The organism is Bradyrhizobium sp. Leaf396, assembly GCF_001424605.1.
In the GTDB taxonomy this organism is placed as follows: domain Bacteria; phylum Pseudomonadota; class Alphaproteobacteria; order Rhizobiales; family Xanthobacteraceae; genus Bradyrhizobium; species Bradyrhizobium japonicum_C.
This window is the reverse complement of sequence record NZ_LMQJ01000064.1, coordinates 1-26,234: the sequence shown is the minus strand read 5'-3', so window position 1 is coordinate 26,234 and position 26,234 is coordinate 1. Positions and strand designations below refer to the sequence as shown.

Here is a 26,234-nt window from a genome sequence, read left to right as displayed (position 1 = left end):
TTAGGCTATGGTTGGATGTTGCTGTCAAGCGAACAGGACGCCTTCCGCTGCATGGCTCCCCCGCCCGCCCCACAGACGATGAAAGAGCGGATCCTCGAGACCGCCGACAAGCTGTTCTATCTGCAAGGAATTCGCGCCATCGGTGTGGATACCATCGCGGCCGAGATCGGCATCTCCAAGCGTACGCTCTACAATCACTTCCCCTCCAAGGATGCGCTGATCGCGGCCTATCTCGAGCGCCGCTTCGTTCACGCACGCCCCTCCGACAAGCCCCCCGCCGAGCAGATCCTCGCGACGTTTGATTCGCTGGAGCGGCGTTTTGCAGCCAAGGATTTTCGCGGTTGCCCGTTCGTGAATGCGGTGGCCGAGCTCGGCCCTCAGGACCTCGCCGTGAAGAAGATCGCGATCGCCTTCAAGGAAAGCCGACGCCTCTGGTTTCGCGACCGCCTGAGCGAGCTCGGTGTTGCCAATGCGGATGCACTGGCAACGCAGCTCGTGCTGCTCGTCGACGGCTCCATCGCGCAAGATCTGGTGCGCGATGATCCGGCCATGGCGCGCGCGGCCAAGGAAGCGGCGAAGGTGTTGTTGCGGAATGCGGGCGTGGATGTGTCGGATGGTGCGGAGAGGCCGGCGGCATCAGGTAAGCGCGCGCCCCGATAAAAGCTGTCGCCGCCAATTCGGTGTCATCGGCCGCGAAAGCGGGTGATCCAATATTCCAGAGACGGTCGTCATTGAACCGAGAGGCCGCGGCGTACTGGATTCCCCGTCTTCGCAGGGAGCGACAGCGGGATTCCTGGAAGTACCCGAGCGTCGCAATGAGCATCGCCACAGGCACGTCCCGACCCTACCAGCATGCTCCTGTTTTGCCCGACAGGTCAAACGGCGCCGCTGCCGGCGCAATCTGTCCTGCCCCCCGCGCAAGTCCTTGATCCGGCTGGCGCCGGCTACTGTGCATGGGGTTGTTTTTGAGTTTCGGGCCGCGGCCGCTCAGGCCGCCTGCGAGACCACGCGGTTACGGCCGTCGTGCTTGGCCCGATACAGCGCGGTGTCGGCGCGCTTGAGGACGTCGGCGACCGCCTCGCCCTTCCGCTCCAGCGTGGTGAGGCCGATCGAGATCGTGACCTCGATGCGCTTGGCGCCCTTGTGGATCGCGAACGGCTCGCCGGCGATCGAGCGGCGCAAACGCTCGGCGACCATGCCGGCGACGTGCAAATCGGTCTCCGGCATCACGATGACGAATTCCTCGCCACCGTAGCGGCAGGCCAGGTCGATGCCGCGGATCGACTTGCGCACCCGCACCGCGAACTCGCGCAGCACGTCGTCGCCGGCGTCATGGCCGTAATTGTCGTTGATCGATTTGAAGTAATCGATGTCGAGGATCATCAGGGCCAGCGGCTTGCCGCGGATGGAGGCCTGCTCGGCGAGAGTCGCCAGATGGCTCTCCATGTAGCGGCGATTGTGCAGACCGGTGAGCGCGTCGGTGATCGCCATCTCGATCGAGTTCTGCACGTTGTCGCGCAAGTGATCGGTGTAGCGGCGGCGGCGGATCTGGGTGCGGGCCCGGGCCAGGAGTTCGGTCTTGTCGATCGGGCGCAGCAGGTAGTCGTTGACGCCGATCTCCAGACCGCGCAGCAGCCGCGTCGAGTTCTCGGGGTCGGCTATCGCGAGGATCGGCACGTGCCGGGTGCGCTCCAGCGAGCGCGCCTGGCTGCAGAGGCGGAGGCCGTCGAAATTGTTGAGGTCGAGCGAGACGATCAGCAGGTCGTAATTGCCCTCGGCGGCGTGGAACAGCGCTTCCGTCGGATTCGGCTCGACGTCGATGGTGTGCTCGGCGGCGAGGATCGTCGCCAGCCGCTCGTAGGAGGACTCGCGGTCGTCGACCAGCAGGATGCGGCCGCCCTTGCCGGTGTCGGCCACGGCGCTGCGCTCGGGCGCCTGCATGCCGATCTCGAGCGAGGTGATCGCGCGCATGCGCAATTCGTCCGTCATCATCTTCAGCCGCGTCAGCGAGCGCACCCGCGCAATCAGCACGACGTCGGACACCGGCTTGGTGAGGAAATCGTCGGCGCCGGCTTCGAGACCACGGTTGCGGTCGGCGGGGCTGTCGAGCGCCGTTACCATGACGACGGGAATGTGATGCGTAGCCGGATCGGTCTTGAGGCGGCGGCAGACTTCGAAACCGTCCATGTCCGGCATCATCACGTCGAGCAGGATGATGTCGCACTCGGCGCGATGACAGATCGCCAGCGCCTCGGTGCCGTTCGAGGCGGTCATCACGTCAAAGTATTCAGCGGACAGGCGGGCTTCGAGCAGCTTGACGTTGGCAGGAACGTCATCGACGACCAGGATACGCGCGGACACTGTGAACTCACTTCCTATCCGATAAAACGCCGGACCGTCTCAATGAATTTGCCGACCGAGATCGGCTTGGACAAATAGGCTTCGCAGCCGCCCTCGCGGATGCGCTCTTCGTCGCCCTTCATCGCGAACGCCGTGACCGCGACGACGGGAATGCTGCGCAGCTCCGGATCGTCCTTGATCCAGCGCGTCACCTCGAGCCCTGAAACCTGCGGCAATTGGATATCCATCAGCACGAGGTCGGGCCGCATCTTGCGAACGAGGTCGAGCGCCTCGTAGCCGTTGCTGGTGCCCGAGGTCTGGTAGCCGTGCGCCTCCAACAGGTCGCGGAAGAGCTTCATGTTGAGCTCGTTGTCTTCCACGATCAGGACGGTCTTAGCCATCCCGCCCTCCTGAAAGGTCCGCAGACCGGTACATATGACGCCTCAGACGCCGCTTCCCGGCGTTTCGAAAACTGGATTCAAACTAGCCTCAGATTCGCTTGAGTTTCGTTAAACCCGAGGGCCGACTTTCCGCGATGTGGTTTCCAGTTGCTTGTCTGGGCTCGGAAGACTTGAGGACGAGACTCGGGCATGATGATTCCAAATTAGAGACCGAAAGTTAACGGAAAGGCAAACCGTCCCCGTGAAAAAGCCTGTTCACAACCCCCGCGAAGTTGCTGAAATCGTTGCGATTCAGGCCCTGTCCTTCGTCGCGAGCGATCCCGAGCGGCTCGGCCTGTTCCTGGCCGAGACGGGGGTCGGTCCAGAGACCCTCCGCAATGCCGCCTCGGATCCGAACTTTCTCCTCAGCGTGCTCGATTTCGTGATGCGGGACGATGCCACCGTGAAGGCCTTTGCCAGCTCGGCCGAACTGCATCCCACCAACGTCGCCGGGGCCCGACAGGTCCTGGGCGATGCCCTCGGCGATTCCTCCTGGGAGCGCGACGTGCCGTGACCAAATCCGACCCGGCCGGGCCCCGCTGCTTCTGCCGGGATTGTCTGGCCGATTTGGATGTGGGCGTGCGCCGCTGTTCCGCCTGCGGATCCCCTCGCCTCGTCCGCCACGCCGCGCTCGCGAGCCTGACCATCGCCCATATCGACTGCGACGCCTTCTACGCGACGGTCGAGAAGCGCGACAATCCCGACATTGCCGACAAGCCCGTCATCATCGGCGGCGGCAAGCGTGGCGTGGTGTCGGCAGCCTGCTACATCGCCCGAACCTATGGCGTCCGCTCCGCCATGCCGATGTTCAAGGCGCTGGAAGCCTGCCCGCATGCCACCGTGATCCCGCCTGACATGGCCAAATACGTCCGCGTCGGCCGTGAAGTGCGTCAGGCCATGCAGGCGCTGACGCCGCTCGTAGAGCCGCTCTCCATCGACGAGGCCTTCCTCGACCTCTCCGGAACCGAGCGCGTCCACGGCATGATCCCGGCAAAGGTGCTGGCGCGCTTTGTCCGCGAAATCGAGCGCGACATCGGCATCACCGTCTCGGTCGGCCTGTCCTGCAACAAGTTCCTGGCCAAGATCGCGTCCGACCTCGACAAGCCTCGCGGCTTTGCCGCGCTCGACCAAGAGGAAGCCCGTTTGATGCTGGCGGAAAAGCCGGTCGGCTTCATCTTTGGCGTCGGGCCGGCAACGCAGGAGCGCCTCGTGCAGCGTGGCTTCCGCGTCATCGCCGACCTCCAGAAGGCCGACGAGATCGAGATGATGCGGCAGTTCCCGAGCGATGGACGCAGGTTATGGAGGCTCGCGCGCGGCATCGACGACCGCCTCGTCGAGCCTGACCGCGGGGCCAAGACGATCTCCAGCGAGACCACATTCGAGACCGACATTCGTGATTTCCCGACGCTGGAGAAGATCCTCTGGCGGCTGTGCGAGAAGACGTCGTCCCGCCTCAAGAGCGCCGAGCTCGCCGGCTCGACGGTCACGCTGAAGCTGAAGACCGCCGATTTCCGCCAGCGCACGCGCTCGCAATCGATTGCCGCGCCGACGCAGCTCGCTGCAAAGATGTTTGCGATCTGCCGCGAGATGCTGGCGAAAGAGATCGACGGCACCGCCTTCCGCCTGATGGGCGCCGGCGTCAGCGCGCTGCGCGAGGGCTCGGCCTCCGACGATACCGATATGCTAGACCGCCGCGCTGCGCACGCCGAACGCGCCGTGGACAGCCTGCGCAAGAAGTTCGGCAGTGCCGCTGTCATCCGCGGCATTGCGTATGAAGGGCCGGAGAAGGCGCCGGAGTGATGATAGGTGAACGCGATCTCGCCGCGCTGCTTAAACACATTGAGCCGGAGCTGCGGCCCGGCATCTTCGTTTTCTGCAGGCTTTCGAAAAGCGAGGGGATCCCCTCAGCACTAGATCCGCTCCTGACGTTTCGCGAGCAGGAAGGCACGACGCTGGTGATCTCTCAAGAAGCGGCTGAGCGCGCAGGCTTACGCTATCAATTCGTCTCGCGCCTGATCACCCTGACGGTCCACTCCGCACTCGATGCGGTTGGCCTTCTGGCGGCAGTCACGTCACGTCTGGCCGAAGCCGGCATCAGCGTGAATGCCGTTTCGGCCTTCTATCACGATCACCTGTTTGTGCCGGTGGACAGGGCCGACGAGGCGATGGCCGTTCTACTAGAGCTAGCCAACTACTAGAGCTAGCCAAAGCCAGGTCGGCGTAGCCCGGCTCAATCCGCGACGGCTACCGCCTCGATCTCGATCAGCCATTCCGGCGCGGCGAGTGCGGAGACGCCGACGAGCGTCGAGGCCGGCGGCTCCATGCCTTCGAAGAACGCGGAGCGGGCCTTGCCGATGATCGGGCGCAGCTCCGGCTTGTAGTTCACGACGAAAGTCGTGATCTTGACGATGTTGGCGTAGTTGGCGTTGGCCGCTTTCAGCGCGTGGCCGAGATTCTGCATCACCTGCGTCGTCTGGGCGGCAATATCGCCCTCGCCGACGATCCGCCCCTCCTCGTCGACCGAGACCTGTCCGGAGATGTAGATGGTGCGGGCGCCGGAAGCTGTGACGACGTGAGAATAGGCCGGATTGTTATGCAAACCGCTGGGGCGGAGATGATCAAGCTTGGGCATGGGTGCCTCCCGGATTTTTGTAGGTTGCAATCGAGCGTAGCTGGAGAGCGAGCCGAGAGCCAGTGCCGTCATTGCGAGTCTGGATAGCTTCGCTTCGGTCGCAATGACGGAGGACAGAGCGCGCCCCTCAATTGCAGGGCTTGCTGTCCTTCACGTCGAACTTGCCCATCGCGCCGGAAATCACGAAATCGTTGTAGTCGAGCACGAGCTGGCGCGAGACGCCGTTCTCGTAGAGCTCGAACGCCATCGCATAAACAGGCGTCTGCTCGCCTTCCTTCTGCTGGGCGTCGCGGTCGAAATAGCTGACGGTGACTGGCCAGCGCTTCAGGGATTTCATGTGCTCGTCCGCGGTCGACGGGTCCGAAGACGTGGCACGGTCGGCGGGGATTGGCTGACCGATCACGGTCAGCGTGTTGTAGACCTTCTGGCCGTCGTCCGAGCCGTCATAGACGGAGAGCTCGAGCAGCGACTTGCCCTCCTTGGCGGCCGCGATGATGCGCTGGATCTGCTCGGTCGGGAATACGATCTTGCCGTCGAGCGTAAAGCTTTTCGGTGCCGGCAGCTTCAGCTTGACGTTGATTTGGTCGCCGTCGCGCTCGGCCGAGCCGTCGACACGGCCGGCATCGGCCTCATTCATCCGCGTCTCGATCTTGAAGCGATAGCTCTTGCCGGCGGCATCCTCCCAGGAATTGGAGCGGAGGTCGCTCAGTGTGACCTTGCCCTCGCCGCTGTCGAGCTCGGACACCTGGCGGAATTCCGAGGTATAGCCCTCGCAGGCATTCCCTGTGAAATTGTAGAGGATTCGGCCGCGGGCGCTGTTGACCGAATTGGAGCGCGATTTGACGAGGCTGAGGTCGTAGAGCGCCTGATGCGCGAGAAACGGACCGTTGGCGGCCAGCGCCCCGCAGCCGGGGCCAAAAGTGGCCGCCGCGAGCGCCATCACACCGAGCGAAGTCCGGAAAAGGTGCACCATGTCTGTTCCCTGAGGAAAGCGCAGATTGGACATTTTAATGACCGTTCCATTGCGTCGCAACTGAGACCGTTTCAAGTCAAGTTGACTGAACCGGGTGCTCTGTCTCAACCAAATGCAGGCCCATCCAGTTGCTTGCATGTGCCGGCACGATGGGCGAAACAGGGCCTGCCCGGGTCTCAAGCGAACGCGCCGGGGCGAATGATTTGGACAACGAGGTCGGACATGGCGGGCACGGTCGAGCAGAAACTGGCGGAACAGGGCATCAAGCTGCATGAGGCCCCCACTCCCGTCGCCAACTACGTCCCGTTCGTGCGCACCGGCAATCTGCTGTTCGTCTCCGGCCAGGTCTGCTTCGATCCCACCGGCAAGCTGATCGCCAAGGGCAAGCTGGGTGCCGGCGTCTCCATCGAAGACGGTGCGGCGGCCGCCCGCGGCTGCGCGGTGAACCTGCTGGCCCAGGTCAAGGCCGCACTCGGCGACCTCGACAAGGTCGTCCGCGTGGTCCGTCTCGGCGGCTTCATCAATTCAGCGCCCGACTTCCTGGACGGACCGAAGGTGCTCAACGGCGCCTCCGATCTCATGGTGGCCGCCTTCGGTGACAAGGGCCGCCATGCCCGTACCACCGTCGGCGTCGCCTCCCTGCCGGCCGACGCGGCAGTCGAGGTCGAAGGCGTGTTCGAGGTCGCCTGAGACGAATGCGCGCCCCGGATTGGCTGACAGCCCGGCCGGTCGCCCATCGCGGCCTGCATGACATCTCGCGCGGCATCGTCGAGAACATGCCGGGCGCGGTACAGGCTGCGATTGCGGGCAATTTCTCCATTGAGGTCGATATCCAGCTCTCGTCCGATGGCGAGGCCATGGTGCATCATGATCACGCGCTGGGCCGTCTCACCGAGGCCACGGGGGACGTCATCTCGAAGACCGCTGCGGAGCTGAAGGCGGTCAAGTTCAGGGACACCGCCGAGCGAATGATGTCGCTCAGCGATCTCTGCGCCATGGTTGCCGGCCGGGTGCCGCTGGTGATCGAGGTAAAGAGCCATTTTGGCGGCGACCGCAAGCTGGTGAAGCGGATGGCCGAGGTGCTGGCGTCCTATGACGGCCCCGCGGTCGGCATGTCGTTCGATCCCGACCAGGTACTGGCGCTGCGCCAGTTGCTTCCCTCCCGTCCGCGCGGCATCGTCGCGCAACGGACCTATGAGGACGAGTACTGGGCCAACCTGACCCCGGAGCAGCGCGACAGCATGCTCTACCTGCGCCACGGCTTCCAGACCCAGCCCCACTTCGTCGCTTTCAAGGTCGACCACCTTCCGGCCCCGGCACCCTGGATCGCCCGCAACGTCTTCGGCTGCGCCCTGCTCGGCTGGACCGTGCGCACGCCGGAGCAGCGGGCGCGGGTCGGGCGGTATGCAGATCAGATGATCTTTGAGGGGTTCGTGCCGTAAGGGGACGGCCTGCGCTATCATTCCTGTTCCGGACAGGCTGCAACGCGGTAGCGTTGCGGTGGCGATACGGGACTGCAGCGCACCGCCGAGGACGCGCTGCACGCGTATGGCTCCAGCCCCTTGAAGTCGCTGCTGCGATGCACGATCTTGGGCGCAATGGCATCATCCGACATTACGCTCGAGGCCGTACCGTCCATTGGCGAAGTCTCGCCCGAGGATTGGGACGCTTGCGCCGGTCCCGGCGACAAGTGCAAGGGGCATGGCGCAGGAATCTCATCCGCCATTCCAGGCGATTCCCTCGGCCTCTCAAGACCTGCCTATAACCCGTTCGTCTCGCACGCATTTCTATCTGCCGTCGAGAGATCGGGTTCGGCGACCATCCGCACCGGCTGGGGTCCGCGGCATCTCGTGGCCAAGGTCGGCGGCCGCGTCGCCGGCGTCGTGCCCTGCTATCTGAAATCGCACAGCCAGGGCGAATACGTCTTCGACCGCGGCTGGGCGGACGCCTATGAGCGTGCCGGCGGGCGCTATTACCCGAAACTTCAGGTCTCCGTTCCCTTCACGCCGGCGACCGGGCCGCGGCTGCTGGTCCGCAACGGCGTCGACCGTGCGCAGATCACCGAAGCCTTGGCGAGCGGACTGGTGGCGCTGTGCGGCGTCACGAAGGCGTCCTCCGTCCACGTCACCTTCGCGCGGGAGGCCGAATGGAAGCTGCTCGCCGAGCACGGCTTCCTCCAGCGCACCGACCAGCAGTTCCACTGGCATAATGAGGGCTTTGCGACTTTCGACGATTTCCTGGCGACGTTGAACTCGCGCCACCGCAAGTCGATCAAGCGCGAGCGTCGCGATGCGCTCGCCGCCGGGATCACCATCCACTGGCTGACCGGCAAAGACATTACCGAGGACGCCTGGGACGCCTTCTTCGACTTCTACATGGAGACCGGCTCGCGCAAATGGGGCCGGCCGTACCTGACGCGCGAGTTCTTCTCGCTGATCGGCGAGACCATGAGCGAGGACGTGCTGCTGGTGATGGCGCGCCGGAACGATCGCTGGATCGCGGGCGCGATCAACTTCATCGGCTCGGACACGCTGTTCGGCCGCAACTGGGGGGCGCTCGAGCACCATCCCTTCCTGCATTTCGAGGTCTGTTATTACCAGGCCATCGATTTTGCGATCAAACACGGATTGAAACATGTCGAGGCCGGCGCGCAGGGCGAGCACAAGATCGCGCGCGGCTACCTGCCGCGCACCACCCATTCCGCCCACTTCATCGCCGACCCTGGCCTGCGCCGCGCTATCGAAGATTATCTCAAGCGCGAGCGCGCCTATGTTGCGGAGGCCGGCCGGGAGCTGGCCGAGTTCGGCCCCTTCCGCAAAGGCGCCGACGAGGCGCCTTGACGCCTTGCCGGTGCTGGTGACAGTAAGCGCAAAATCTCGAGGAGCCGCCGAGGAGCTACCAATGACCGCCTACGACACCAACAACATCTTCGCAAAGATCCTGCGCGGCGAGCTGCCTTGCCACAAGGTGTACGAGGACGAGCACGTCTTCGCCTTCCTCGACATCATGCCCCGCGTCCCAGGCCATACGCTGGTGATTCCGAAAGCCCCTGCCCGCAACATCCTCGACATCAAGCCGGACGACTACGCACATGTCGCCCGCGGCGCGCACAAGATCGCAGCGGCCGCGATGAAGGCGTTCAATGCCGACGGCATCACCGTGCAGCAGTTCAACGAACCGGCCGGCGGACAGGTGGTGTTTCACCTGCACATGCACGTGATGCCGCGCCACGATGGCGTCGCCATGCTGCCCCCGGCAAGCCGCAAGGAAGATGACAAGCTGCTGCAAGACCACGCAGCCAAGCTGATCGCGGCGTTGAAGGCGGGCTGATTGCCTCACACTCCGTCATTGCGAGCGAAGCGAAGCACTCCAGACTGCGCTCACGGCGACAGTCTTGATTGCTTCGTCGCAAGGGCTCCCTGACGGGCTAGACCGGCGCGCTATTACTCCGTCTCGAAATCACCCGTCTGCGGCGCGGCCAGCGGCGTGAACTCGCAGCGGTCGGGCTTGAGATCGATCAGCGGCGTGTTGTCGAGGCAGTCGAGGCCGCGCACCAGGATCGCGTTGCCCTCGATCCCGACCAGCTTCACGATCGACGTGCCGATCGGATTGGGCCGAACCGGCGAGCGCAGTGAAAATGTCCCACGGGTCTTCTCGTTATTCTTCGGACTCTGCAGGATGATGTCGCGGCGCGACTTGTCGAGCCAGTAGAGCACTTCGAGATTGCTGTAGAAATCGACGCCCTTGATTGCCGGGACAAACGGCTCGAAGATCTCGAGCCGGCATATCGGGCCGTCCTGACGCCCCTGCCGCGGCGTCTCCAGCCGTGACGTCCAGGGGGTGCGGATGCGGCCAATGAAGACGAGACCGGCATCTTGCGCCGGCGGCAGCTCGATGGCGACCTCGCCCTCGCGGAGATCCTGTTCGCGGACCATGTGTTCAGTTCCTTAGCTGTTCGCCGGCGGTTTTAGCCCAACCACCACTTGCCGGCCAGCATGAAGACCTCGCCCGCGACCACGCCCGCAAAGATCGAGCGGCGGGTCAGCAGGAAGACGACAAGGCCAGCAGCGACCGCGCCGTAGCGCAGAACATCAGACACGCTGGCAAGCGCGCCTGGCGGCTGGACCACGATCTGGGCGATAACGCCCGCGAGGATCGCCGTTGCGACCGCCCTCACCCAGACCAGCAGCTCCGAGCCCTCGTCGATGCCGCCGCCGAACCAGAGGCCAAGCATGCGCCAGATCTGGTTGGGGACGACGCCGGCAACGAACAGCACGACAAGCGCGTGCCAGTCACCGACCGCCTGCGCAAAGCTCATGAGCGCACCTGTCGCCACCAATGCACGCCATAGGCGATCGTGCCGGCGAGGACGCCACTGACCAGGATGTCGAGGCCCGAGTTCATCTTGGCGGCCACCGGATAGAGCACGATGCCCAGTACGAGCGCGACGACATCGGCGATCTCGCGGCTGTTGCGCGCGGTCGAGAACAAGAAGGACAGCGGCGTCAACAGCAGGATCGCCGCTCCAAGCGTCTGCGTCAGGTTGGCGGCGAGGACATAGCCGACTGTGTTGGCGACGAGGCAGACCGAGACGAGGCCGCAGCCGAGGCCATGAACGAAAGCGATGCGCCGCTCACGCGGCACCTGCGGCAGGAAGCGATGGCACTCAACCCACAGCGTCACGGCGGTGAGATGTGCGGCAAATATCAGCTCGCGCCGCTTGGTCGTCGGCGTGCGCATCAGCGGCAGCACCGAGACCACCATCGGAAACAAACGGATCGCGCTGACGGTCACTGCGATCGCCGCTTGAACAATGGTCGCGCCAGAGCCGAGCGTCGTGATCAGAATGATCTGCGCCGGACCTGCCCAGACGAACAGCGTCGAACACAGCGCCCAGATCAGGCTGAAGTGAGTGTCATGCGCCAACGCGCCGATGCCGAGATAGGTCACGAAGAGCACGATGGTGAGGATCGTCTGTGTGATCGAGCGCAGCCCCCAGCCGAAGGCAAGCCAAGGGCTATTCCATTGTGGTGAATCGAGCGGAGGAAGCGCCACTGAAGATCTTGGCCGGGTTGCGGAATCGAGCCTGCATAACGGGCGAGACGGCGTCGCGCGTCAAGCAAGGGGGCGGCGGGGCTGGCATGCATTGCTCCGAGATCCAGCGCTGTCATTCCGGGACGCCACTTGGCGCGAGCCGGGGACGACGGGGCGCCTAGCCCGGCAACCCTCGGTTCTTCAACACGAAGCACGCGCCACCCGCCTTGCGGATGCGGTTGCACAGATCATCGGCCTCGGCGCGCGTATCGGCACCGATGCGCACTTGATAGAAGGCGCGCGTGCCGCGGCTGCGCATCACGGACGAGAGCAGGCTCGGGTCGCGCTCGCCGATCACGGCGCTCAGCTTCGTAACCGCTCGGGAGTACATCGCAAGCGCCTTGTTGCGATCGAAGCCGGCCGCGAGCTGCACGCCCCAACTCTTTGCAGCGGCAAGCTCCACATGCTGCTCGAGCTCGGCGACGAACGGATTCGGCGCCCGTTTGAGCAGCGCCATCAGATCGCCACAGCTCGTCGGCGGCGAGCTCGGCGGGCCCTTGCCGGTCGAGCCAGCCTTGGCCCAGGCATCGATGCTGGTACCGGTGATCGCATAGACGTAATTGCGGGTTTGCTCCGGCATTCCACCGGTGCCCGCGAGCCATTCCTGCACCCGCCGCGGACCGGCATTGTAGGCGGCCGCGGCAAGGCCGAGATTGCCGAACTGGTTGCGCAGCTCATTCAGGAACTCCGCCGATTTCGGCAACGCCTGCACTGGATTGAACGGATTGAGCAGCCCGCGCTCACTTGCCGTCCCCGGCATGAATTGCGCGATTCCTTGCGCGTGCTCGCCGCTGCGCGTCATGGGGCCGACCGCATCGGCCTGGAAGCGACTCTCCTGCCAGATTACGCGCGCGAAGAACTCCAGCGGCAGGTTGTTGTCGCGTGCGGCCGCCTCCACGATCAGGCAGATCGACTGGCGTGTATCGCTCTCGCGGGCGTCCTCCGATTTCTCCGTCGGCTTCGCAGTTTCCTCGGCATTCGCGGGCGCGGCGGCCGGCGGTGTCTCCTCCGCGAGCACCGGCGTGAACATGAGCGTTTGGCACACGACAGCGATGATCAGAGCTATCCGCATGGCATCGACGTTATCAGGACAAATGGGACCTTGACTTGGAACCCCAGCCAACTAGCAACGACCGGCAGTATCAACGCAGGTCCCGGTCCCATGGTGACAATCTTTTTTGATCTCGACGGCACGCTGACCAACCCCAAGCCGGGGATCACCCGCTCGATTCAATACGCACTGGAGCGGCTCGGCGTTCCGGTGCCGAACGAGGACGAACTGACCTGGTGCATCGGCCCTCCGCTGCTTGCGAGCCTCAGAAAACTCACGGGAACCGATGAGCTCGCCGACCGGGCGCTGCTGCTCTATCGCGAGCGCTTCAGCGATATCGGCCTGTTCGAGAACGAGGCCTACAGCGGAATTGCGGACACATTGACGTCGCTCGCAGCGACGGGCCAGCGCATGTTCGTCGCGACCAGCAAGCCCGCCGTCTACGCCACCCGCATCGTCGATCATTTCGGCCTGAAACCGTATTTCGAGCGCGTATTCGGCTCCGAGCTCGACGGGACCCGCGTCGACAAGCGCGACCTGCTCCGCTACGCGATCGAGGAGATCAAGATCAATCCCGCCGGTGCGATCATGATCGGCGACCGCAGCCATGACGTGGTCGGAGCCAGGAGCAACGGCATGACCGCCATCGGCGTACTCTATGGCTACGGCAGCGAGGCCGAGCTTCGCGATGCCGGCGCGCACCACATCTGCGCCGCACATCCTGAGCTGCTCGGCCATTGCGCCGCATAGCGGCGACGGCGGGTCGTCTCGCGCTCCTTGGTCAGTTCGCCGCCGCGGCGATATCAGTGGGCTCAACGGTGTCGACGGGCAACGCAAATTGCTCGACGCGCTGGGACCTCTTCTTGTTGAGCAGCAACCGCGTCACATCCGGCCGTGAATAATGACCGGCGGGATCTGCCGCGTTCTTGGCAACACCGATAGCGCCCAGATCAATCTCGGCGATCAGCAGGCCCTCCTGATCCGGCGCCAGCTTCTCGCCGATCTGGCTGCCGTCGGGGCCATAGATCGCGGCAAAGCCTCCGCCGGCATGCAGCAGCGCATGCTTATCGGGCCGATCGCAGAGTTCGTCGATCATGGCCTGCGACACCGTCGCGCAAGGCGCGAGCACGAAGCAGGAGCCCTCCACCGCATAGACGCGCGAGGCAGCGTTGTTGACCTCGGCGCCGAGCGCCGGGGCGAAGGGATCGTAGAGCGAGAAGCTCGGCCAGGCCGCGACGTGGACCTGCTCGTTCTGGGCGTACATCGCGTACTTCGACAAGGGCTGAAGATGCTCCCAGCAGCACAGCGCGCCCAAGCGACCGATGTCGGGCCGGGCATGTACGGCCAGATCGCTGCCGTCGCCTTCGCCATAGACGGTGCGCTCGGCATGGGTCGGCCGCAGCTTGCGGCGCTTGGCAATGGTCTCGCCGTCGGGCCCGATCGACCATTGCGCCAGGTAAAGGCTGCCGCCGTCGCGTTCGGACAGGCCGATCACGGCGGTGAGCTTGGCCTGGCGCACAGCATCACGCAGCCGCTCGGCCTGGGGACTGTCGTAGGAGAGCGAATTGTCGAAATAGCGCTGGACGAAGCCGCGGCCGATCGCCCAGGCCGGCGAGTCCATCCAGATATGCCAAGGGTAACCGGGGATGAAGGCCTCCGGAAAGGCGATCAGCTTGGCGCCCTTGTCCGCGGCCTCCTTGATCAGGCCGATGGACTTGTCGATCGAGGCGTCGAGGTCGAGCCAGGCCGGCGCCGCCTGCACCACCGCCACCTTGTATTTCGGATGTTCGATGCCCATTGCCGCCTCCATTGCCGGTTGATCGCAAGCCACGTCCGATGCAGTCTATTTGGCAAGCCGGAGAGGCAGGCGCTCGACCGCGGCGGAACAAAAACTCGACTGGACGCGACGCCGGCCGGTACGGGATTTGCTTCGGTTGGCGTCCCAAGCCAATTGCAGGATGTGAAAGGGAGGCTCTCCAAATGCCGATCCAGTTCACGACAGACGGCAGCCCCGGCCATCGGCGGCTAGCCCTCTGGCAGAACATCGTCTGCGACGTCTTCGTCGGGCTCGATTGCAAGTCGGACCTCGGCAGTGCCTTCCACGGCTCGGTTACCCAGGCTTCGCTCGGCAAGGCGGTGTGCTCCGAGGTCTGCTCCGACCGCCAGCACGTCTTCCGCACGCCCTCGCGCATCGCCCGCTCGGATCAGGATTTCGTGCTCATCGCGCTCGGCAATCGGGGCAACGGCGCCGTGGTGCAGGACGGCCGCGAGACCGTGATTCACCCCGGCGAGTTCGCGCTGTACGACACCACGCGTCCGTATGAGCTGAAGTTCAAGGACGTCTTCACCCAGAGCATCTTCAAGGTGCCGCGCGAGATGCTGCATCGCCGGCTGGCGGGCACCGAGATGCTGACCGCGATCTCGTTCGGCGCCCACGCGCCGCTCGAGCGGCTCGCCTATGATTTCATCTTTCGCCTTTGCCAAACCGCGGACGGGATGCCCCCGGATACCGCCGACGCGCTGTCGGAGCAGGCCGTTGATCTGCTTGCGATGGCATTGAGTGAGCGGCTCGGCAGAACATCGTTACCGTCCTCGACCCACCGCTCGGCCCTGCTCTTTCGACTGAAGGCGCAAATCCGCGCGCACCTCGCCGATTCCAACCTCTCGCTCGCGGAGACCGCCGCCGCGCTTGGCATCTCGCCGCGCTACGTCAACCACCTTCTCGCCGACGAGGACACCTCTTTCCAGCGTTATGTTCTTGCCGAACGCCTGGCCCGATGCCGGCGTGATCTCGCCTCACCCGTGCTCGCCCATCGCCACATCAGCGAGATCGCCTTCGCCTGGGGCTTCAACGACCTCTCGCATTTCGGCCGCGTCTTCCGCGAGCGTTTCGGAATGTCTCCACGCGACTTCCGGCAGAGCCAGTTGCGGCACTGAGATCCGTCAGGAGGTGCCCTGGCGACCTCGGTACGATGGCAGATGCCGTGGCGCACTACGCCACGCATCTCTCGGGCAACAACGCAGCCAAACGCCAGCCGTTTGCAGAATTCCGATAGGAAAGCTTACCAGCTGTTTAGTATCAGTGCCTAAATTGACTTCGGGCCTCTCTACCAAGCTTCGTCGGAAAGCCGCATGTCCATGTTCTCCAGCGCCAATCGCAAACGTTCGATCGTTGCTCTGGAGGGATCTCTCACAGCGCCGGACCAGTTGACGATGCTGCAAGCCCGTGACGAGGCTCTGGCAGAGTATATCGAGGCCTTGACCGAGGGCAATTTTCTCGCGCCTGGCTGCAAGGGAGAAGACCGCCTGTCCAAGGCCGTCGCAAATCTCGCGGCCAGATTGGCCGAAGACGCGTCGAACAAGCTGGACGCCATCGTCGATATCAACGTCCAGAGCAATGAAACCGCGATCTCCGCAGCCCGAATGCTCACCGCTTGCCGGGATGTCGACCAGCGTACGCAGGCGCTCGCCGCCGCCAGCGAGGAGATGGTCGCTTCGGTGGGACAGATCAGATCGAACGCAGAAGATGCAGCTGCAAACGCCGCGCAAATGAGAGCTGGCGCAGAACAGGGAATGTCCACGGTCCGGCTCGCATCCAAGGCGATGGAGCGGGTCGAGGCGACTGCGAACGACGCGTCGGACAAGGTCCTGGCACTCAGTGCGGCGTCCGAAGAAATTGGCGCCATCGTAGGGTCGATCGATGCGATCGCCAGGCAGACCAATCTCTTGGCGCTGAATGCAACGATCGAAGCCGCACGCGCTGGAGAAGCCGGACGCGGCTTTGCCGTGGTCGCATCCGAGGTCAAGGGACTGTCGCAGCAGACCGGCAGGGCGACGGAAGACATCCGCGAGCGGATCCAGCGCCTGAGAGACGAAGTCGACTTGATCGTGACCGCCATGTCCGATTGCAAGTCGGCGGCTGCCGAGAGCAAGGGCGTCGTCACGCAGTTGGGCGAGGAGATGTCCAACGTCGAAAATCGGACAATCACCCTGACCGGCGGCATGGACGAGATCGCCAGCATCCTCAATCAGCAAACCGATGCCTCCCGGGAAGTGGCCGAGGGCATCGCCGCGATCGCCCAGATGACGCTGGCGAACGTCGAGCAGATCAAGAAGATTTCGTCGCAGCTCGACGTCGCCCAGGGAATCGCTGGAAAACAACTTCAGGGCATTTCCGGCCTGTCCTTCGACAACAAGATTCCCCGGCTCGCCAAGGCGGACCACGTCATCTGGAAGAAGCGCCTCGCAGACATGGCAATCGGCCGCGCAACGCTCAAGGCCGACGAACTTGCCGATCATCATTCCTGCCGATTGGGCAAATGGTACTACGGCGATGGCTCTCTGGCGATGCGCAATCACCGGGCATTCGGACCGCTCGAGAAGCCGCACGCCCTCGTTCACGACCACGGAAAACGGGCCGCGAAGCTCTTCGCAGACGGCGACCTTGCCGGAGCCCTCAGGGAGATCTCGCTCGTCGAAGAGGCGTCGGTGGACGTGCTCCGGCTCCTTGATGACCTTTCTCGCTGAGGTCTGGATGCGGTGACGACCACGGGTGCTCGCTCGCCGAGCACAACGGCGTAACAAGACGGCGCAACGCAGGGCCGCCATGTGAGTGCGCAATAGTCCGGGCTGAAGGCCTGCGCTACCATCCGGCATCAGAACAGCGTGCAGCAGCCAGTCGTTCAGCCGTGGAGCAGATCAATGGAACACCGACGCCTGGGCCGTTCGGGCCTGATGGTGCCTGCTTTGAGTCTTGGAACCGGCACCTTCGGCGGCGTCGGCCGCCTCGCCGCGTGGGGGGCTACGGACGCGACCGAGGCGCGGCGCCTTCTGGACATCTGCCTCGAGGCCGGCGTGTCGATGTTCGACACCGCGAACGTCTACTCGCTCGGCGAATCCGAGCGGGTGCTCGGGCAAGCCATCAAGGGGCGCCGCGACAAGGTTCTGATTTCCACCAAGGCGACGTTCCGCTTCGGCGACGGTCCGAACGACATTGGCTCGTCACGCCAACATCTGCTGGCTGCCGTCGATGGGTCGTTGAGCCGGCTCGGCACCGACTACATTGATCTGTTCCAGCTCCATGGCTTCGACGCGTTCACCCCGCCTGAAGAGGTGCTCGCCACCCTCGACGTGCTCGTCCGTGCCGGCAAGGTTCGCTATGTCGGCGTCTCGAATTTCTCGGGCTGGCACCTGATGAAGTCGCTGGCCGTCGCGGACAGGCACGGTTTTCCGCGCTACGTCGCCAACCAGACGTACTACTCGCTGATCGGACGCGACTACGAATGGGAGCTGATGCCGCTCGGGCTCGACCAAGGCTTGGGTGCAGTGGTCTGGTCGCCGCTCGGATGGGGCCGCCTCACCGGGAAGATTCGCCGTGGCCAGCCGAAGCCGGAAGTCAGCCGACTGCCCAAGACGGCCGAGTTCGGCCCGCCCGTGCCGGACGAGCATGTCTATCAGGTCGTCGACGCCATCGATGAAATCGCGAAGGAAACGGGCAAGAGCGTCTCGCAGATCGCGCTGAACTGGCTGCTCCAGCGCCCCACAGTCTCGACGCTGATCATCGGCGCGCGCAACGAGACCCAGCTGCGCGAAAATCTCGGCGCAGTCGGCTGGTCGTTGACCAAGGACCAGATCGCAAAGCTCGACGCCGCGAGCAAGGTGACGCTGCCTTACCCCTATTGGCACCAGCGCGTGACTTTCACCGAGCGCAATCCGCCGGCGGTGTAAGATGTGTTGAGCTGCGTCAAGCCCGCTTGAATCGGCTCTGGCACGCTGCGCGCTCGAGAGTCTCGCGATGCGCCGATTTGCCACGAAGGTTCTGTTCACTGTGCTCTATGAAGAGGTGAGCGTTCGGGCAACGGGATGCTAGCGCCAGAACGATGGACAAGAACGATGAATTGCCTCGCACCGGCGCTGCTAGCGGTCGGCGTTCTCTGGAGCACCAGTAGTCAAGCTCTGGACGCCGAACAGCGGCGCGCTGAGGCGTTGCTGCAGCAGATGTGCGCGCAGTGCCATGCGGTCGGCAGGTCGGGCACCAGCCCGAACGAACTGGCACCGCCTTTCCGGAACCTCGGCGAGAACAAACTCTACGACCCCGATTTCTTGCAACGCCTGCAGGACGGCTACAGCAGCATTCACCGCTTCATGCCGACGGCGCGGTTCGGCCGCGACGACGCCGAGGGCGTGGTGAGCTATCTCAGGGCGATTCAGGAGCTGCGGAAGCCGAAATAGGGCGGAGATGGCTATGGCTCAGGCTGGAACCTTCCCGGCTCGGGCCAAGTTGCGGACCAGCAACCGCATCTCAACCGAACACGCCTTCGATGTCGTCCGCACCGATCGAGCATGCCGACGGACTTCCGCAGCCGCAGCGCAACTGGGCGGTGCTGACCATTGCGCTCGGCATCATCATGGCGGTGGTCGACAGCGCCATCGCCAATGTTGCGCTGCCGACCATCGCGGCCGACCTGGATGCAAGCCCGGCCTTCTCCATCTGGATCGTCAACGGCTACCAGCTCGCGATCACGATCGCGCTGCTGCCGCTGGCTTCGCTCGGCGAGGTCGTTGGTTATCGCCGCGTCTATCTGGTCGGGCTGGTGCTCTTCACGCTGGCATCCGCCTTCTGCGCACTGGCAGATACGCTGCCGATGCTGACCTTCGCACGCGTCATCCAAGGTTTTGGCGCTGCGGGCATCATGAGCGTCAATGCGGCGCTGGTGCGTTTCACCTATCCCCGCAGCCAGCTCGGCCGCGGCATCGGGCTCAACGCTCTCGTCGTCGCCTTTTCGGCTGCGGTCGGACCGACGCTCGCCGCCGGCATCCTCGCCGTCGGAAGCTGGCCATGGCTGTTTGCCATCAACGTGCCGCTCGGTGCAGCGACGCTGGTGCTGGGCCTGCGCAGCCTGCCGCACACCAAACCGGCCAGCCGTCGCTTTGACTGGCAAAGTGCGGGCCTGTCGGCGATCACGTTCGGCGTCGGCATCGCCGCAATCGACAGCGTCGGCCATGGCGCGCCTGCGATCACCTGGCTCGTGCAGTTCGCAATCGCTCTCGTCGCGGGTGCGCTGCTGATCTATCGCGAGACTCACATGACCTCGCCGCTCCTGCCGCTCGATCTGCTGCGCATTCCCGTGTTCGCATTGTCGATTGCCACCTCGATTGCATCGTTCTGCGGGCAGATGCTCGCCTTCGTCGCAATCCCCTTCTATCTCCAGAGCCGCTTCGGCTATTCGGCGGTGCATATGGGCCTCTTGATCACGCCATGGCCAATCGCGGTGGCGTTCGCGGCGCCCCTGGCCGGCCGCCTGGTCGAGCATTATCCGGCCGGGCTGCTGGGCGGCATCGGGCTCACGCTGTTCGCCTGCGGCCTCGCCGCGCTCGCCTTCCTGCCCGCAAGCCCCACGCCATTCGACGTGATCTGGCGGATGGCGTTGGCCGGTGCCGGCTTCGGCCTGTTTCAGACGCCAAACAACCGCACCATGATCGCGGCCGCGCCGCGCGAGCGCGCCGGCGGCGCCAGCGGCATGCTGGGGACGGCGCGCCTGCTCGGCCAGACCACGGGAGCAGCCCTGGTAGCGCTGCTGCTCGGAAGGTATCCGGTTGAGGGGACCAGGCTGGCACTCCTCGCCGGCGTCGGCTTTGCGCTCTGCGGCGCGGTGCTGAGCATGCTGCGGCTATCTCCTGCGGGCGCACGGGGGGCCGAGCACGTTCGCGTGCAGGACGACCAGCGTCTGCGGGGAGACTAGCGGGAGCCACGTCCAGGTTATCCCAGTTCCGTGCACAACCGCTGCGAGATTTAACTATCGGGACCTACGACCTATTGCCCTCGCGCTCCGGTTGCGCTTGAGTGTGGCCGGGACAAGGGGCATTTCATGCGTTCATTTGGAATTGTGGCGCTCAGCGTCATGCTGGGCGGCTGCGCGTCGGTCACGCGCGGCACGACCGAGAACATCAGTATCGCATCGACACCGTCAGGCGTGGAAGCCGTGGTGAGCGGGCTCGAGGTGCCCACCACCTGCACCACGCCATGCGCCATCGTCGCCAAGCGCAGCGCCGACATTACGATCACTTTCGAGAAGGAAGGCTACCAGTCGCAAAAGGTGCAACTCACCAAGGAAGTGTCTGGCACCGGAGCCGCCGGCTTCGCCGGCAACCTCCTCGCAGGCGGCCTCATCGGCATGGGGGTCGATGCCGCGACGGGCGCAGCAACCGATCACAAGCCGAATCCGGTCATCGTGACGATGCAGCCGTCGGTCCCCCACGCAGCACCGCGCGCACCGCGGAAGCCGCGGCCGCCGCGCGAACCGCAGGCCGGAACGTAAGGCCTCCTGGCGCAGCCATCGGCGCAAGCAAAAAAAGGCCGGCTCTCAGCCGGCCTTTTCGATTTGTCACCCTTGCAGATCAGGCCTTGACCAGCGGCCCCTTGGAGGTCGGCCCCTTCGAGCCGCCGGGACCTCCCGGCTTCGACTTGCCCGACGGGCGCTTGCGGGCGCCGGGGAGCTTCTCCTGCTTCGGCGTAACCGGACCTTCGACGAACTCGAAGCCGATCTTCTCCTTGGTCTCGTCGGCCTCATCCTTGACGAGAACGACGCGGACGTGGCCGCCGCCCTTGAGCTTGCCGAACAACACCTCGTCGGCCAGCGGCTTCTTGATGTGCTCCTGGATGACGCGGGCCATCGGACGTGCGCCCATCTGCTCGTCGTAGCCGTGCTGGACCAGCCAGGCCTTGGCTGGCTCCGACAGTTCGATGGTGACGTCACGATCGCCGAGTTGCGCCTCCAGCTGAAGCACGAACTTCTCGACGACGGTTCCGATCACTTCGACGCTGAGATGGCCGAACGAGACGATGGCATCGAGACGGTTGCGGAATTCCGGCGCGAACTGCCGGTTGATCGCCTCGTGGTCGTCGCCTTCCCGCTTCGTGCGCGTGAAGCCAAACGCCTGCTTGGCGAGATCCGCCGCACCTGCGTTCGTGGTCATGATCAGGATCACGTTACGGAAGTTGACCTGCTTGCCGTTGTGGTCGGTGAGCCGTCCGTGATCCATGATCTGGAGCAGCACGTTGTAGAGGTCCGGATGCGCCTTCTCGATCTCGTCCAAGAGCACCACGCAATGCGGATGCTGGTCGACGCCGTCGGTGAGCAGGCCGCCCTGGTCGAAGCCGACGTAGCCGGGAGGCGCGCCGATCAGGCGCGACACGGTGTGCCGCTCCATATACTCGGACATGTCGAAGCGCAGGAGCTCGACTCCGAGCGTCGCCGCGAGCTGCTTGGCGACCTCGGTCTTGCCAACGCCGGTCGGACCCGAGAACAGGTAGCAGCCGATCGGCTTCTCGGGCTCGCGCAGGCCGGCACGCGCCAGCTTGATCGAGGCCGCGAGCGACTCGATCGCCCTGTCCTGGCCGAACACCGTGCGCTTCAGGGTCTGCTCGAGATGCTTGAGCACCTCGGCATCGTCCTTCGACACGCTCTTCGGCGGGATCCGCGCCATCGAGGCGATCGTGGTCTCGATCTCCTTGATGCCGATGGTCTTCTTGCGCTTGTTTTCGGCCACCAGCATCTGCGCCGCGCCCGACTCGTCGATCACGTCGATCGCCTTGTCCGGCAGCTTGCGGTCGTGGATGTAGCGAGAGGAAAGCTGCACCGCAGCCTCGATCGCCTCGTTGGTGTACTTCAGCCGATGATAGTCTTCGAAGTACGGCTTGAGACCCTTGAGGATCGCGATGGCGTCCTCGACCGTCGGCTCGTTGATGTCGATCTTCTGGAAGCGCCGCACCAGCGCGCGGTCCTTCTCGAAGTGCTGGCGGTATTCCTTGTAGGTCGTCGAGCCCATGCAGCGGATCGTGCCCGAGGCCAGCGCCGGCTTGAGCAGGTTCGAGGCATCCATCGCCCCGCCCGACGTCGCACCCGCACCAATCACGGTATGAATCTCGTCGATGAACAGGATGGCGTTGGGATGCGCCTCGAGTTCCTTCAGCACCTGCTTCAAGCGCTCTTCGAAATCGCCGCGATAGCGCGTGCCCGCGAGCAGCGTGCCCATGTCAAGCGAGAACACAGTGGCAGCCGCGAGCACCTCCGGCACCTCGCTGTCAACGATGCGCTTGGCGAGGCCTTCTGCGATCGCGGTCTTGCCGACACCGGCTTCGCCCACGAACAGCGGATTGTTCTTCTGCCGGCGGCACAGCACCTGGATGGCGCGGTTGATCTCGGAATTGCGTCCGATAACCGGGTCGATCTTGCCGTCGCGCGCCTTCTTGTTCAGGTTGACGCAATAGGTCTCGAGCGCCTCGCCCTTCTTCTTGGCGTCCTCGTTGCCCTTGGTCTCCGTCTCCTCGTCGACGCCGCGCACGGGTCGCGCCTCGGATACGCCCGGCCGCTTGGCAATGCCGTGGCTGATGTAATTGACCGCGTCGTAGCGCGTCATGTCCTGCTCCTGCAGGAAATACGCCGCATGACTTTCGCGTTCGGCGAAGATCGCGATCAGCACGTTGGCGCCGGTCACCTCTTCGCGACCGGACGACTGCACGTGGATCACCGCGCGCTGGATCACGCGCTGAAACCCGGCGGTCGGCTTGGCGTCGTCGGCACCATCCGTCACCAGGTTCTCGAATTCCGTTTCGAGATAGTTGACGAGGCTCGTACGGAGCTTGTCGAGATCGACGCTACAGGCGCGCATGACGGCGGCTGCATCGGAGTCGTCGATCAGAGAGAGCAAGAGATGCTCGAGCGTCGCGTATTGGTGATGACGCTCATTTGCGATCGCCAGCGCACGATGCAGGGATTGTTCAAGGCTTTGGGAAAAAGTCGGCATTCGCGTCCTCTATGGCCCCCACCATCATGGTCGTGATCGCCCGGTCAGGCAACAACAACCTTTGTCACATATAGTTATACAAGATCGCGGCGAAAGACCGGTTCCGCGACTCGGCGGCGACACACCTGCGGTATTTTCGATGCAAAACCCGTTCCGATTTAGGCGGAAGCGGCACCGGCGTAAAATTCCGTAGTTTGCCGGCCGAGGGCTTTCGCGCGGGGGGCCTCACGCGACGATCACACGCGACTCGCACGAGAGCGGGGTTCGACCAACGCGCCGTCGCAGGCGTCCTATTTCTTTTCCATCACGCATTGCAGCGGATGCTGGTGCTTGCGGGCGAAATCCATCACCTGCGTCACCTTGGTCTCGGCGATCTCGTAGGTGAACACGCCGCACTCGCCGATGCCGTGATGATGGACGTGGAGCATGATCTTGGTCGCGGCTTCGACATCCTTGTTGAAGAACTTCTCCAGCACGTGCACGACGAACTCCATCGGTGTGTAGTCGTCGTTCAGGATCAGCACACGGTACAGGTTCGGGCGCTTGGTCTTCGGCTTGACCTTGGTGATCACCGAGGTGTTCGGACCTGAAGGGTTGCCCGAACGGTTCTCGTCATTGCTCATGCGAGGAGCGTCGGCAGCGGCTGGCGCGGGCAGATCAATACTGAAAGTCAATTGCGGCATGGCACAGGCGTTCAAATTCCCCACGGAAGCGAATGGCGGCGACCGCGCAGCCCGCCCTTTGGGCCTTGCGCAGGCGCGCCGCTTTGTTGGATCGCCGCTCCCGATAATCCGGCCAAGCCGGATTGTTCGCCAGCAATATGGGCCCGCCTCAGGCTGGCCGCAAGCACGCGAAGGCTGGGCCGATGCGGCGGCGGCAGCCCGATTCCCGGTCCGGGCGATCCCCCTCAGGTTAATCAATCCGGACCGATTTGACAAAAAATTCCAGCTCTCGTGTTTAGAACGTGTTGACCAGGAACCCGGGTATTAACTGGCCTGCGACAGTTTTCCCGCGATGGCCCCGGATTTCTACGGTTCAATTTACCTGACGTTCAAAGGCATGCCCCGAAATCAGGCAAAGCACAGATTTCGGGGATCGTCATGTCTCGCCTGCCCCTCGTCAGCCGCCTTGGTCGACAACTCGCCCGCTTTGCAGCGGCCGAGCAAGGCAATATCGCCGTCATCTTCGCCATAGCGCTGGTCCCGGTGCTGGGTTTCGTCGGCGCCGCGGTGGATTACAGCCGCGTCGTCCAAGCCCGTACCTCGCTGCAGGTTGCGCTCGACTCGGCGGCGTTGATGGTTTCCAAGGACCTGACCAACGGCGTCATCTCGGAATCCCAGATCGAAGAGAAGACAAAGTCCTATTTCAGCGGCCTCTACACGGGCCGCACCGGCACGGTTTCGACCGCAGATATCCATGCCAGCTACACGCCGAAGGACTCCAGCGGAATCTCCAATATCGTGGTCACAGGATCGGGCACCATGCCTACCGATTTCATGAAGATCGCGGGGTTTCCGAAGTTAGGATACAACGTGAGCTCGACTGCGGCATGGGGAAACACCCGCATGCGGGTGGCGATGGTCCTGGATAATACGGGATCGATGGCCCAAAACGGCAAAATGGCGGCAATGCAAGCCGCGGCGAAGGACATGATCGACACCCTGTCGAACTACAACAAGCAGACGGGCGACGTTTACATTTCCATCATTCCATTCTCGAAGGACGTCAACGTCGGCACGACCAATGTAGGTGCGTCCTGGATCAACTGGACCGAATGGGAGGCCGAGCCTCCGATCCTGGTGAACAATAAGTCGAGCGCCTTCAATTCAGCGGTCGGCGGGTCGGATTGCCCCTTCACGAAGAGCACCCACGGCTTCACCTGCATGGACCGACCAGCGACCCTGCCCGGCGCCAAGGCTGCGCCGTACGGTAAGATACCGTCGACCGGCACGTACGCTGGATATATCTGTCCCAGCGTAGACAGCGGCAACAAGCGGGCAGGCAAAGCCGGCATCTACTACAATGGTTGCTACACCACCGCCACCGGGTCGGGCGCAAGCTGCGGATCGAGCACGAGTTGCACCTGCACAGGCAGCGGCTCGGGCAAGATCTGCCATCTCTGGCGCGGCGACGGCACGGCGGCGACGGCGGCGGCAGCGCCAGACCGCAGCACCTGGACCGGCTGTGTCAACGATCGCGATCAGGACTACGACACCAAGAACTCGGCCCCCGGCTCGGGCGGCGGGACCCCCTCGTCGCAGTTCTATGCTGAGCAATGGTCAGGCTGCCTGCCGGCCACCGTGTTTCCGATGAGCAACCAGTGGCAGACGCTCAAGGACCAGATCACGGCGATGGTACCGAGCGGCAATACCAACCAGGCCATTGGTCTTGCGTGGGGATGGCAATCTCTCAGCACGACCAATCCGCCGATCTCGGCGCCGAGCAAGGCCAGCAACTACGTCTACAAGGACTACATTGTGCTGCTGTCCGACGGCTTGAATACCCAGAACCGTTGGAGCACGAGCCAGTCCAGCATCGACGCCCGCCAGGCGATCCTCTGCCAGAACATCAAAGCCGACACGGCAAACCCGGTCACGATCTTCACGATCCAGGTCAACATCAACAATGCGGACGCGAAATCTCAGGTGCTGCAGGATTGCGCGACCAATGGGAACTTCCAGATGATCACGAGCGCCTCTCAGACCTCGGACGCGTTCAAGAATATCCTGACGCAGATTTCCAAGCTGCGCGTGGCGAGATAAGCCAAGCCCGCACCGCAAACGAAAAACCCGGCCAGTGTCAGGCTGTGTGGAAAGCCGGGCAAATCGGCTAGGATGGCCGCCTCGGGAACGGGGTGGCCATTTTCATGGGATACATAGCCGGCGAGGATCGGGATCA

Annotated in this window: 28 protein-coding genes; 16 read left to right on the top strand and 12 right to left on the bottom strand. The window is 63.9% G+C overall.

Features of this window, described 5'->3' with window-relative positions; translation table 11 throughout:
• The first annotated feature begins 51 nt into the window (after positions 1 to 51).
• On the top strand, positions 52 to 660 hold the full coding sequence (locus ASG57_RS31470; protein WP_024341074.1) for a TetR/AcrR family transcriptional regulator: 609 nt from the start codon (positions 52 to 54) through the stop codon (positions 658 to 660).
• 327 nt (positions 661 to 987) lie between these two features.
• On the opposite strand, the gene ASG57_RS31465 is transcribed toward ASG57_RS31470, so the two are convergent.
• On the bottom strand, positions 988 to 2,361 hold the full coding sequence (locus ASG57_RS31465) for a PleD family two-component system response regulator (RefSeq protein ID WP_024341073.1): 1,374 nt from the start codon (positions 2,359 to 2,361) through the stop codon (positions 988 to 990).
• A 14-nt stretch (positions 2,362 to 2,375) separates the two neighbouring features.
• Complete coding sequence (locus ASG57_RS31460) at positions 2,376 to 2,741, bottom strand: response regulator (protein ID WP_008130064.1); 366 nt, start codon at positions 2,739 to 2,741, stop codon at positions 2,376 to 2,378.
• Positions 2,742 to 2,982: 241 nt separating this feature from the next.
• On the opposite strand from ASG57_RS31460, the gene ASG57_RS31455 reads away from it, so the two are divergent.
• Genes ASG57_RS31455 through ASG57_RS31445 form a run of 3 tightly spaced genes read left to right on the top strand, consistent with a single transcriptional unit; the run spans position 2,983 to position 4,978 of the window.
• Positions 2,983 to 3,294, top strand: coding sequence for a DUF3572 domain-containing protein (locus ASG57_RS31455; protein ID WP_024341072.1), 312 nt, complete (start codon positions 2,983 to 2,985; stop codon positions 3,292 to 3,294).
• Complete coding sequence (locus ASG57_RS31450; RefSeq protein WP_057198845.1) at positions 3,291 to 4,580, top strand: DNA polymerase IV; 1,290 nt, start codon at positions 3,291 to 3,293, stop codon at positions 4,578 to 4,580. The genes ASG57_RS31455 and ASG57_RS31450 overlap by 4 nt, the downstream gene beginning before the upstream one ends.
• Positions 4,580 to 4,978, top strand: coding sequence for an ACT domain-containing protein (locus ASG57_RS31445; protein WP_024341070.1), 399 nt, complete (start codon positions 4,580 to 4,582; stop codon positions 4,976 to 4,978). Before ASG57_RS31450 ends, ASG57_RS31445 begins: the two co-directional genes overlap by 1 nt.
• A 32-nt stretch (positions 4,979 to 5,010) precedes the next feature.
• Here ASG57_RS31445 and ASG57_RS31440 read toward each other — a convergent pair whose 3' ends face one another.
• Together ASG57_RS31440 and ASG57_RS31435 are read right to left on the bottom strand one after the other, a co-directional pair.
• Positions 5,011 to 5,412 (bottom strand): RidA family protein, encoded by a 402-nt coding sequence (locus ASG57_RS31440; protein WP_024341069.1) that lies wholly within the window; start codon positions 5,410 to 5,412, stop codon positions 5,011 to 5,013.
• Between the two features lie 127 nt (positions 5,413 to 5,539).
• Positions 5,540 to 6,385, bottom strand: coding sequence for a cell envelope integrity EipB family protein (locus ASG57_RS31435; RefSeq protein ID WP_057198844.1), 846 nt, complete (start codon positions 6,383 to 6,385; stop codon positions 5,540 to 5,542).
• 222 nt (positions 6,386 to 6,607) lie between these two features.
• Here ASG57_RS31435 and ASG57_RS31430 point away from each other — a divergent pair, with 222 nt between their 5' ends.
• From ASG57_RS31430 to ASG57_RS31415, 4 genes are all read left to right on the top strand, one after another.
• Positions 6,608 to 7,075, top strand: a complete 468-nt coding sequence (locus ASG57_RS31430; protein ID WP_024341067.1) for a RidA family protein — start codon at positions 6,608 to 6,610, stop codon at positions 7,073 to 7,075.
• 5 nt (positions 7,076 to 7,080) lie between these two features.
• The gene (locus ASG57_RS31425) at positions 7,081 to 7,827 is read left to right on the top strand and encodes a glycerophosphodiester phosphodiesterase (protein WP_024341066.1); all 747 of its coding nucleotides are present in this window, start codon (positions 7,081 to 7,083) and stop codon (positions 7,825 to 7,827) included.
• A 156-nt stretch (positions 7,828 to 7,983) separates the two neighbouring features.
• Positions 7,984 to 9,225, top strand: coding sequence for a GNAT family N-acetyltransferase (locus ASG57_RS31420; RefSeq protein ID WP_057198843.1), 1,242 nt, complete (start codon positions 7,984 to 7,986; stop codon positions 9,223 to 9,225).
• A 61-nt stretch (positions 9,226 to 9,286) separates the two neighbouring features.
• Complete coding sequence (locus ASG57_RS31415; protein ID WP_024341064.1) at positions 9,287 to 9,715, top strand: HIT family protein; 429 nt, start codon at positions 9,287 to 9,289, stop codon at positions 9,713 to 9,715.
• Positions 9,716 to 9,828: 113 nt separating this feature from the next.
• On the opposite strand, the gene tsaA is transcribed toward ASG57_RS31415, so the two are convergent.
• From tsaA to ASG57_RS31395, 4 genes are all read right to left on the bottom strand, one after another.
• Entirely contained in the window at positions 9,829 to 10,320 is a 492-nt protein-coding gene (tsaA, locus tag ASG57_RS31410) for a tRNA (N6-threonylcarbamoyladenosine(37)-N6)-methyltransferase TrmO (protein WP_057198842.1), read from the bottom strand.
• A gap of 32 nt (positions 10,321 to 10,352) precedes the next feature.
• Positions 10,353 to 10,703, bottom strand: coding sequence for an AzlD domain-containing protein (locus tag ASG57_RS31405; RefSeq protein ID WP_057198841.1), 351 nt, complete (start codon positions 10,701 to 10,703; stop codon positions 10,353 to 10,355).
• Positions 10,700 to 11,440: an AzlC family ABC transporter permease gene (locus tag ASG57_RS31400; RefSeq protein WP_057198840.1), complete on the bottom strand. Its 741-nt coding sequence runs from the start codon at positions 11,438 to 11,440 to the stop codon at positions 10,700 to 10,702. Before ASG57_RS31400 ends, ASG57_RS31405 begins: the two co-directional genes overlap by 4 nt.
• A gap of 157 nt (positions 11,441 to 11,597) precedes the next feature.
• Positions 11,598 to 12,509, bottom strand: a complete 912-nt coding sequence (locus tag ASG57_RS31395; RefSeq protein ID WP_244490951.1) for a transglycosylase SLT domain-containing protein — start codon at positions 12,507 to 12,509, stop codon at positions 11,598 to 11,600.
• 132 nt (positions 12,510 to 12,641) lie between these two features.
• On the opposite strand from ASG57_RS31395, the gene ASG57_RS31390 reads away from it, so the two are divergent.
• Positions 12,642 to 13,280: an HAD family hydrolase gene (locus tag ASG57_RS31390; protein WP_024341060.1), complete on the top strand. Its 639-nt coding sequence runs from the start codon at positions 12,642 to 12,644 to the stop codon at positions 13,278 to 13,280.
• A 31-nt stretch (positions 13,281 to 13,311) separates the two neighbouring features.
• On the opposite strand, the gene ASG57_RS31385 is transcribed toward ASG57_RS31390, so the two are convergent.
• On the bottom strand, positions 13,312 to 14,328 hold the full coding sequence (locus ASG57_RS31385) for a carbon-nitrogen hydrolase family protein (protein WP_024341059.1): 1,017 nt from the start codon (positions 14,326 to 14,328) through the stop codon (positions 13,312 to 13,314).
• A 182-nt stretch (positions 14,329 to 14,510) separates the two neighbouring features.
• On the opposite strand from ASG57_RS31385, the gene ASG57_RS31380 reads away from it, so the two are divergent.
• The 6 genes from ASG57_RS31380 (at position 14,511) to ASG57_RS31355 (ending at position 20,848) form a co-directional block, all read left to right on the top strand.
• Positions 14,511 to 15,467 (top strand): AraC-like ligand-binding domain-containing protein, encoded by a 957-nt coding sequence (locus tag ASG57_RS31380; RefSeq protein ID WP_024341058.1) that lies wholly within the window; start codon positions 14,511 to 14,513, stop codon positions 15,465 to 15,467.
• Positions 15,468 to 15,662: 195 nt separating this feature from the next.
• On the top strand, positions 15,663 to 17,057 hold the full coding sequence (locus ASG57_RS31375; protein ID WP_024341057.1) for a methyl-accepting chemotaxis protein: 1,395 nt from the start codon (positions 15,663 to 15,665) through the stop codon (positions 17,055 to 17,057).
• 174 nt (positions 17,058 to 17,231) lie between these two features.
• Complete coding sequence (locus ASG57_RS31370; protein WP_057198839.1) at positions 17,232 to 18,257, top strand: aldo/keto reductase; 1,026 nt, start codon at positions 17,232 to 17,234, stop codon at positions 18,255 to 18,257.
• A gap of 165 nt (positions 18,258 to 18,422) precedes the next feature.
• Positions 18,423 to 18,761: a c-type cytochrome gene (locus tag ASG57_RS31365; RefSeq protein ID WP_024341055.1), complete on the top strand. Its 339-nt coding sequence runs from the start codon at positions 18,423 to 18,425 to the stop codon at positions 18,759 to 18,761.
• Between the two features lie 89 nt (positions 18,762 to 18,850).
• A complete protein-coding gene (locus ASG57_RS31360) occupies positions 18,851 to 20,272 on the top strand; it encodes an MFS transporter (RefSeq protein ID WP_051160700.1) in 1,422 nt (473 codons plus the stop codon).
• 126 nt (positions 20,273 to 20,398) lie between these two features.
• Positions 20,399 to 20,848 carry a hypothetical protein gene (locus ASG57_RS31355; RefSeq protein WP_024341053.1) on the top strand — a complete coding sequence of 150 codons (450 nt, stop codon included), beginning with the start codon at positions 20,399 to 20,401 and terminating at the stop codon, positions 20,846 to 20,848.
• A 79-nt stretch (positions 20,849 to 20,927) separates the two neighbouring features.
• Here ASG57_RS31355 and clpA read toward each other — a convergent pair whose 3' ends face one another.
• Both clpA and clpS read right to left on the bottom strand, forming a co-directional pair.
• Entirely contained in the window at positions 20,928 to 23,336 is a 2,409-nt protein-coding gene (gene clpA / locus ASG57_RS31350) for an ATP-dependent Clp protease ATP-binding subunit ClpA (RefSeq protein WP_024341052.1), read from the bottom strand.
• Positions 23,337 to 23,626: 290 nt separating this feature from the next.
• Complete coding sequence (clpS, locus tag ASG57_RS31345) at positions 23,627 to 23,959, bottom strand: ATP-dependent Clp protease adapter ClpS (protein WP_024341051.1); 333 nt, start codon at positions 23,957 to 23,959, stop codon at positions 23,627 to 23,629.
• A gap of 477 nt (positions 23,960 to 24,436) precedes the next feature.
• On the opposite strand from clpS, the gene ASG57_RS31340 reads away from it, so the two are divergent.
• Positions 24,437 to 26,098, top strand: a complete 1,662-nt coding sequence (locus tag ASG57_RS31340; RefSeq protein ID WP_024341050.1) for a TadE/TadG family type IV pilus assembly protein — start codon at positions 24,437 to 24,439, stop codon at positions 26,096 to 26,098.
• On the opposite strand, the gene ASG57_RS38975 is transcribed toward ASG57_RS31340, so the two are convergent.
• A partial coding sequence (locus ASG57_RS38975; protein WP_210169300.1) for a hypothetical protein occupies positions 26,035 to 26,234 on the bottom strand: 200 nt, incomplete at its 5' end. The two genes, ASG57_RS31340 and ASG57_RS38975, sit on opposite strands and share 64 nt — an antisense overlap.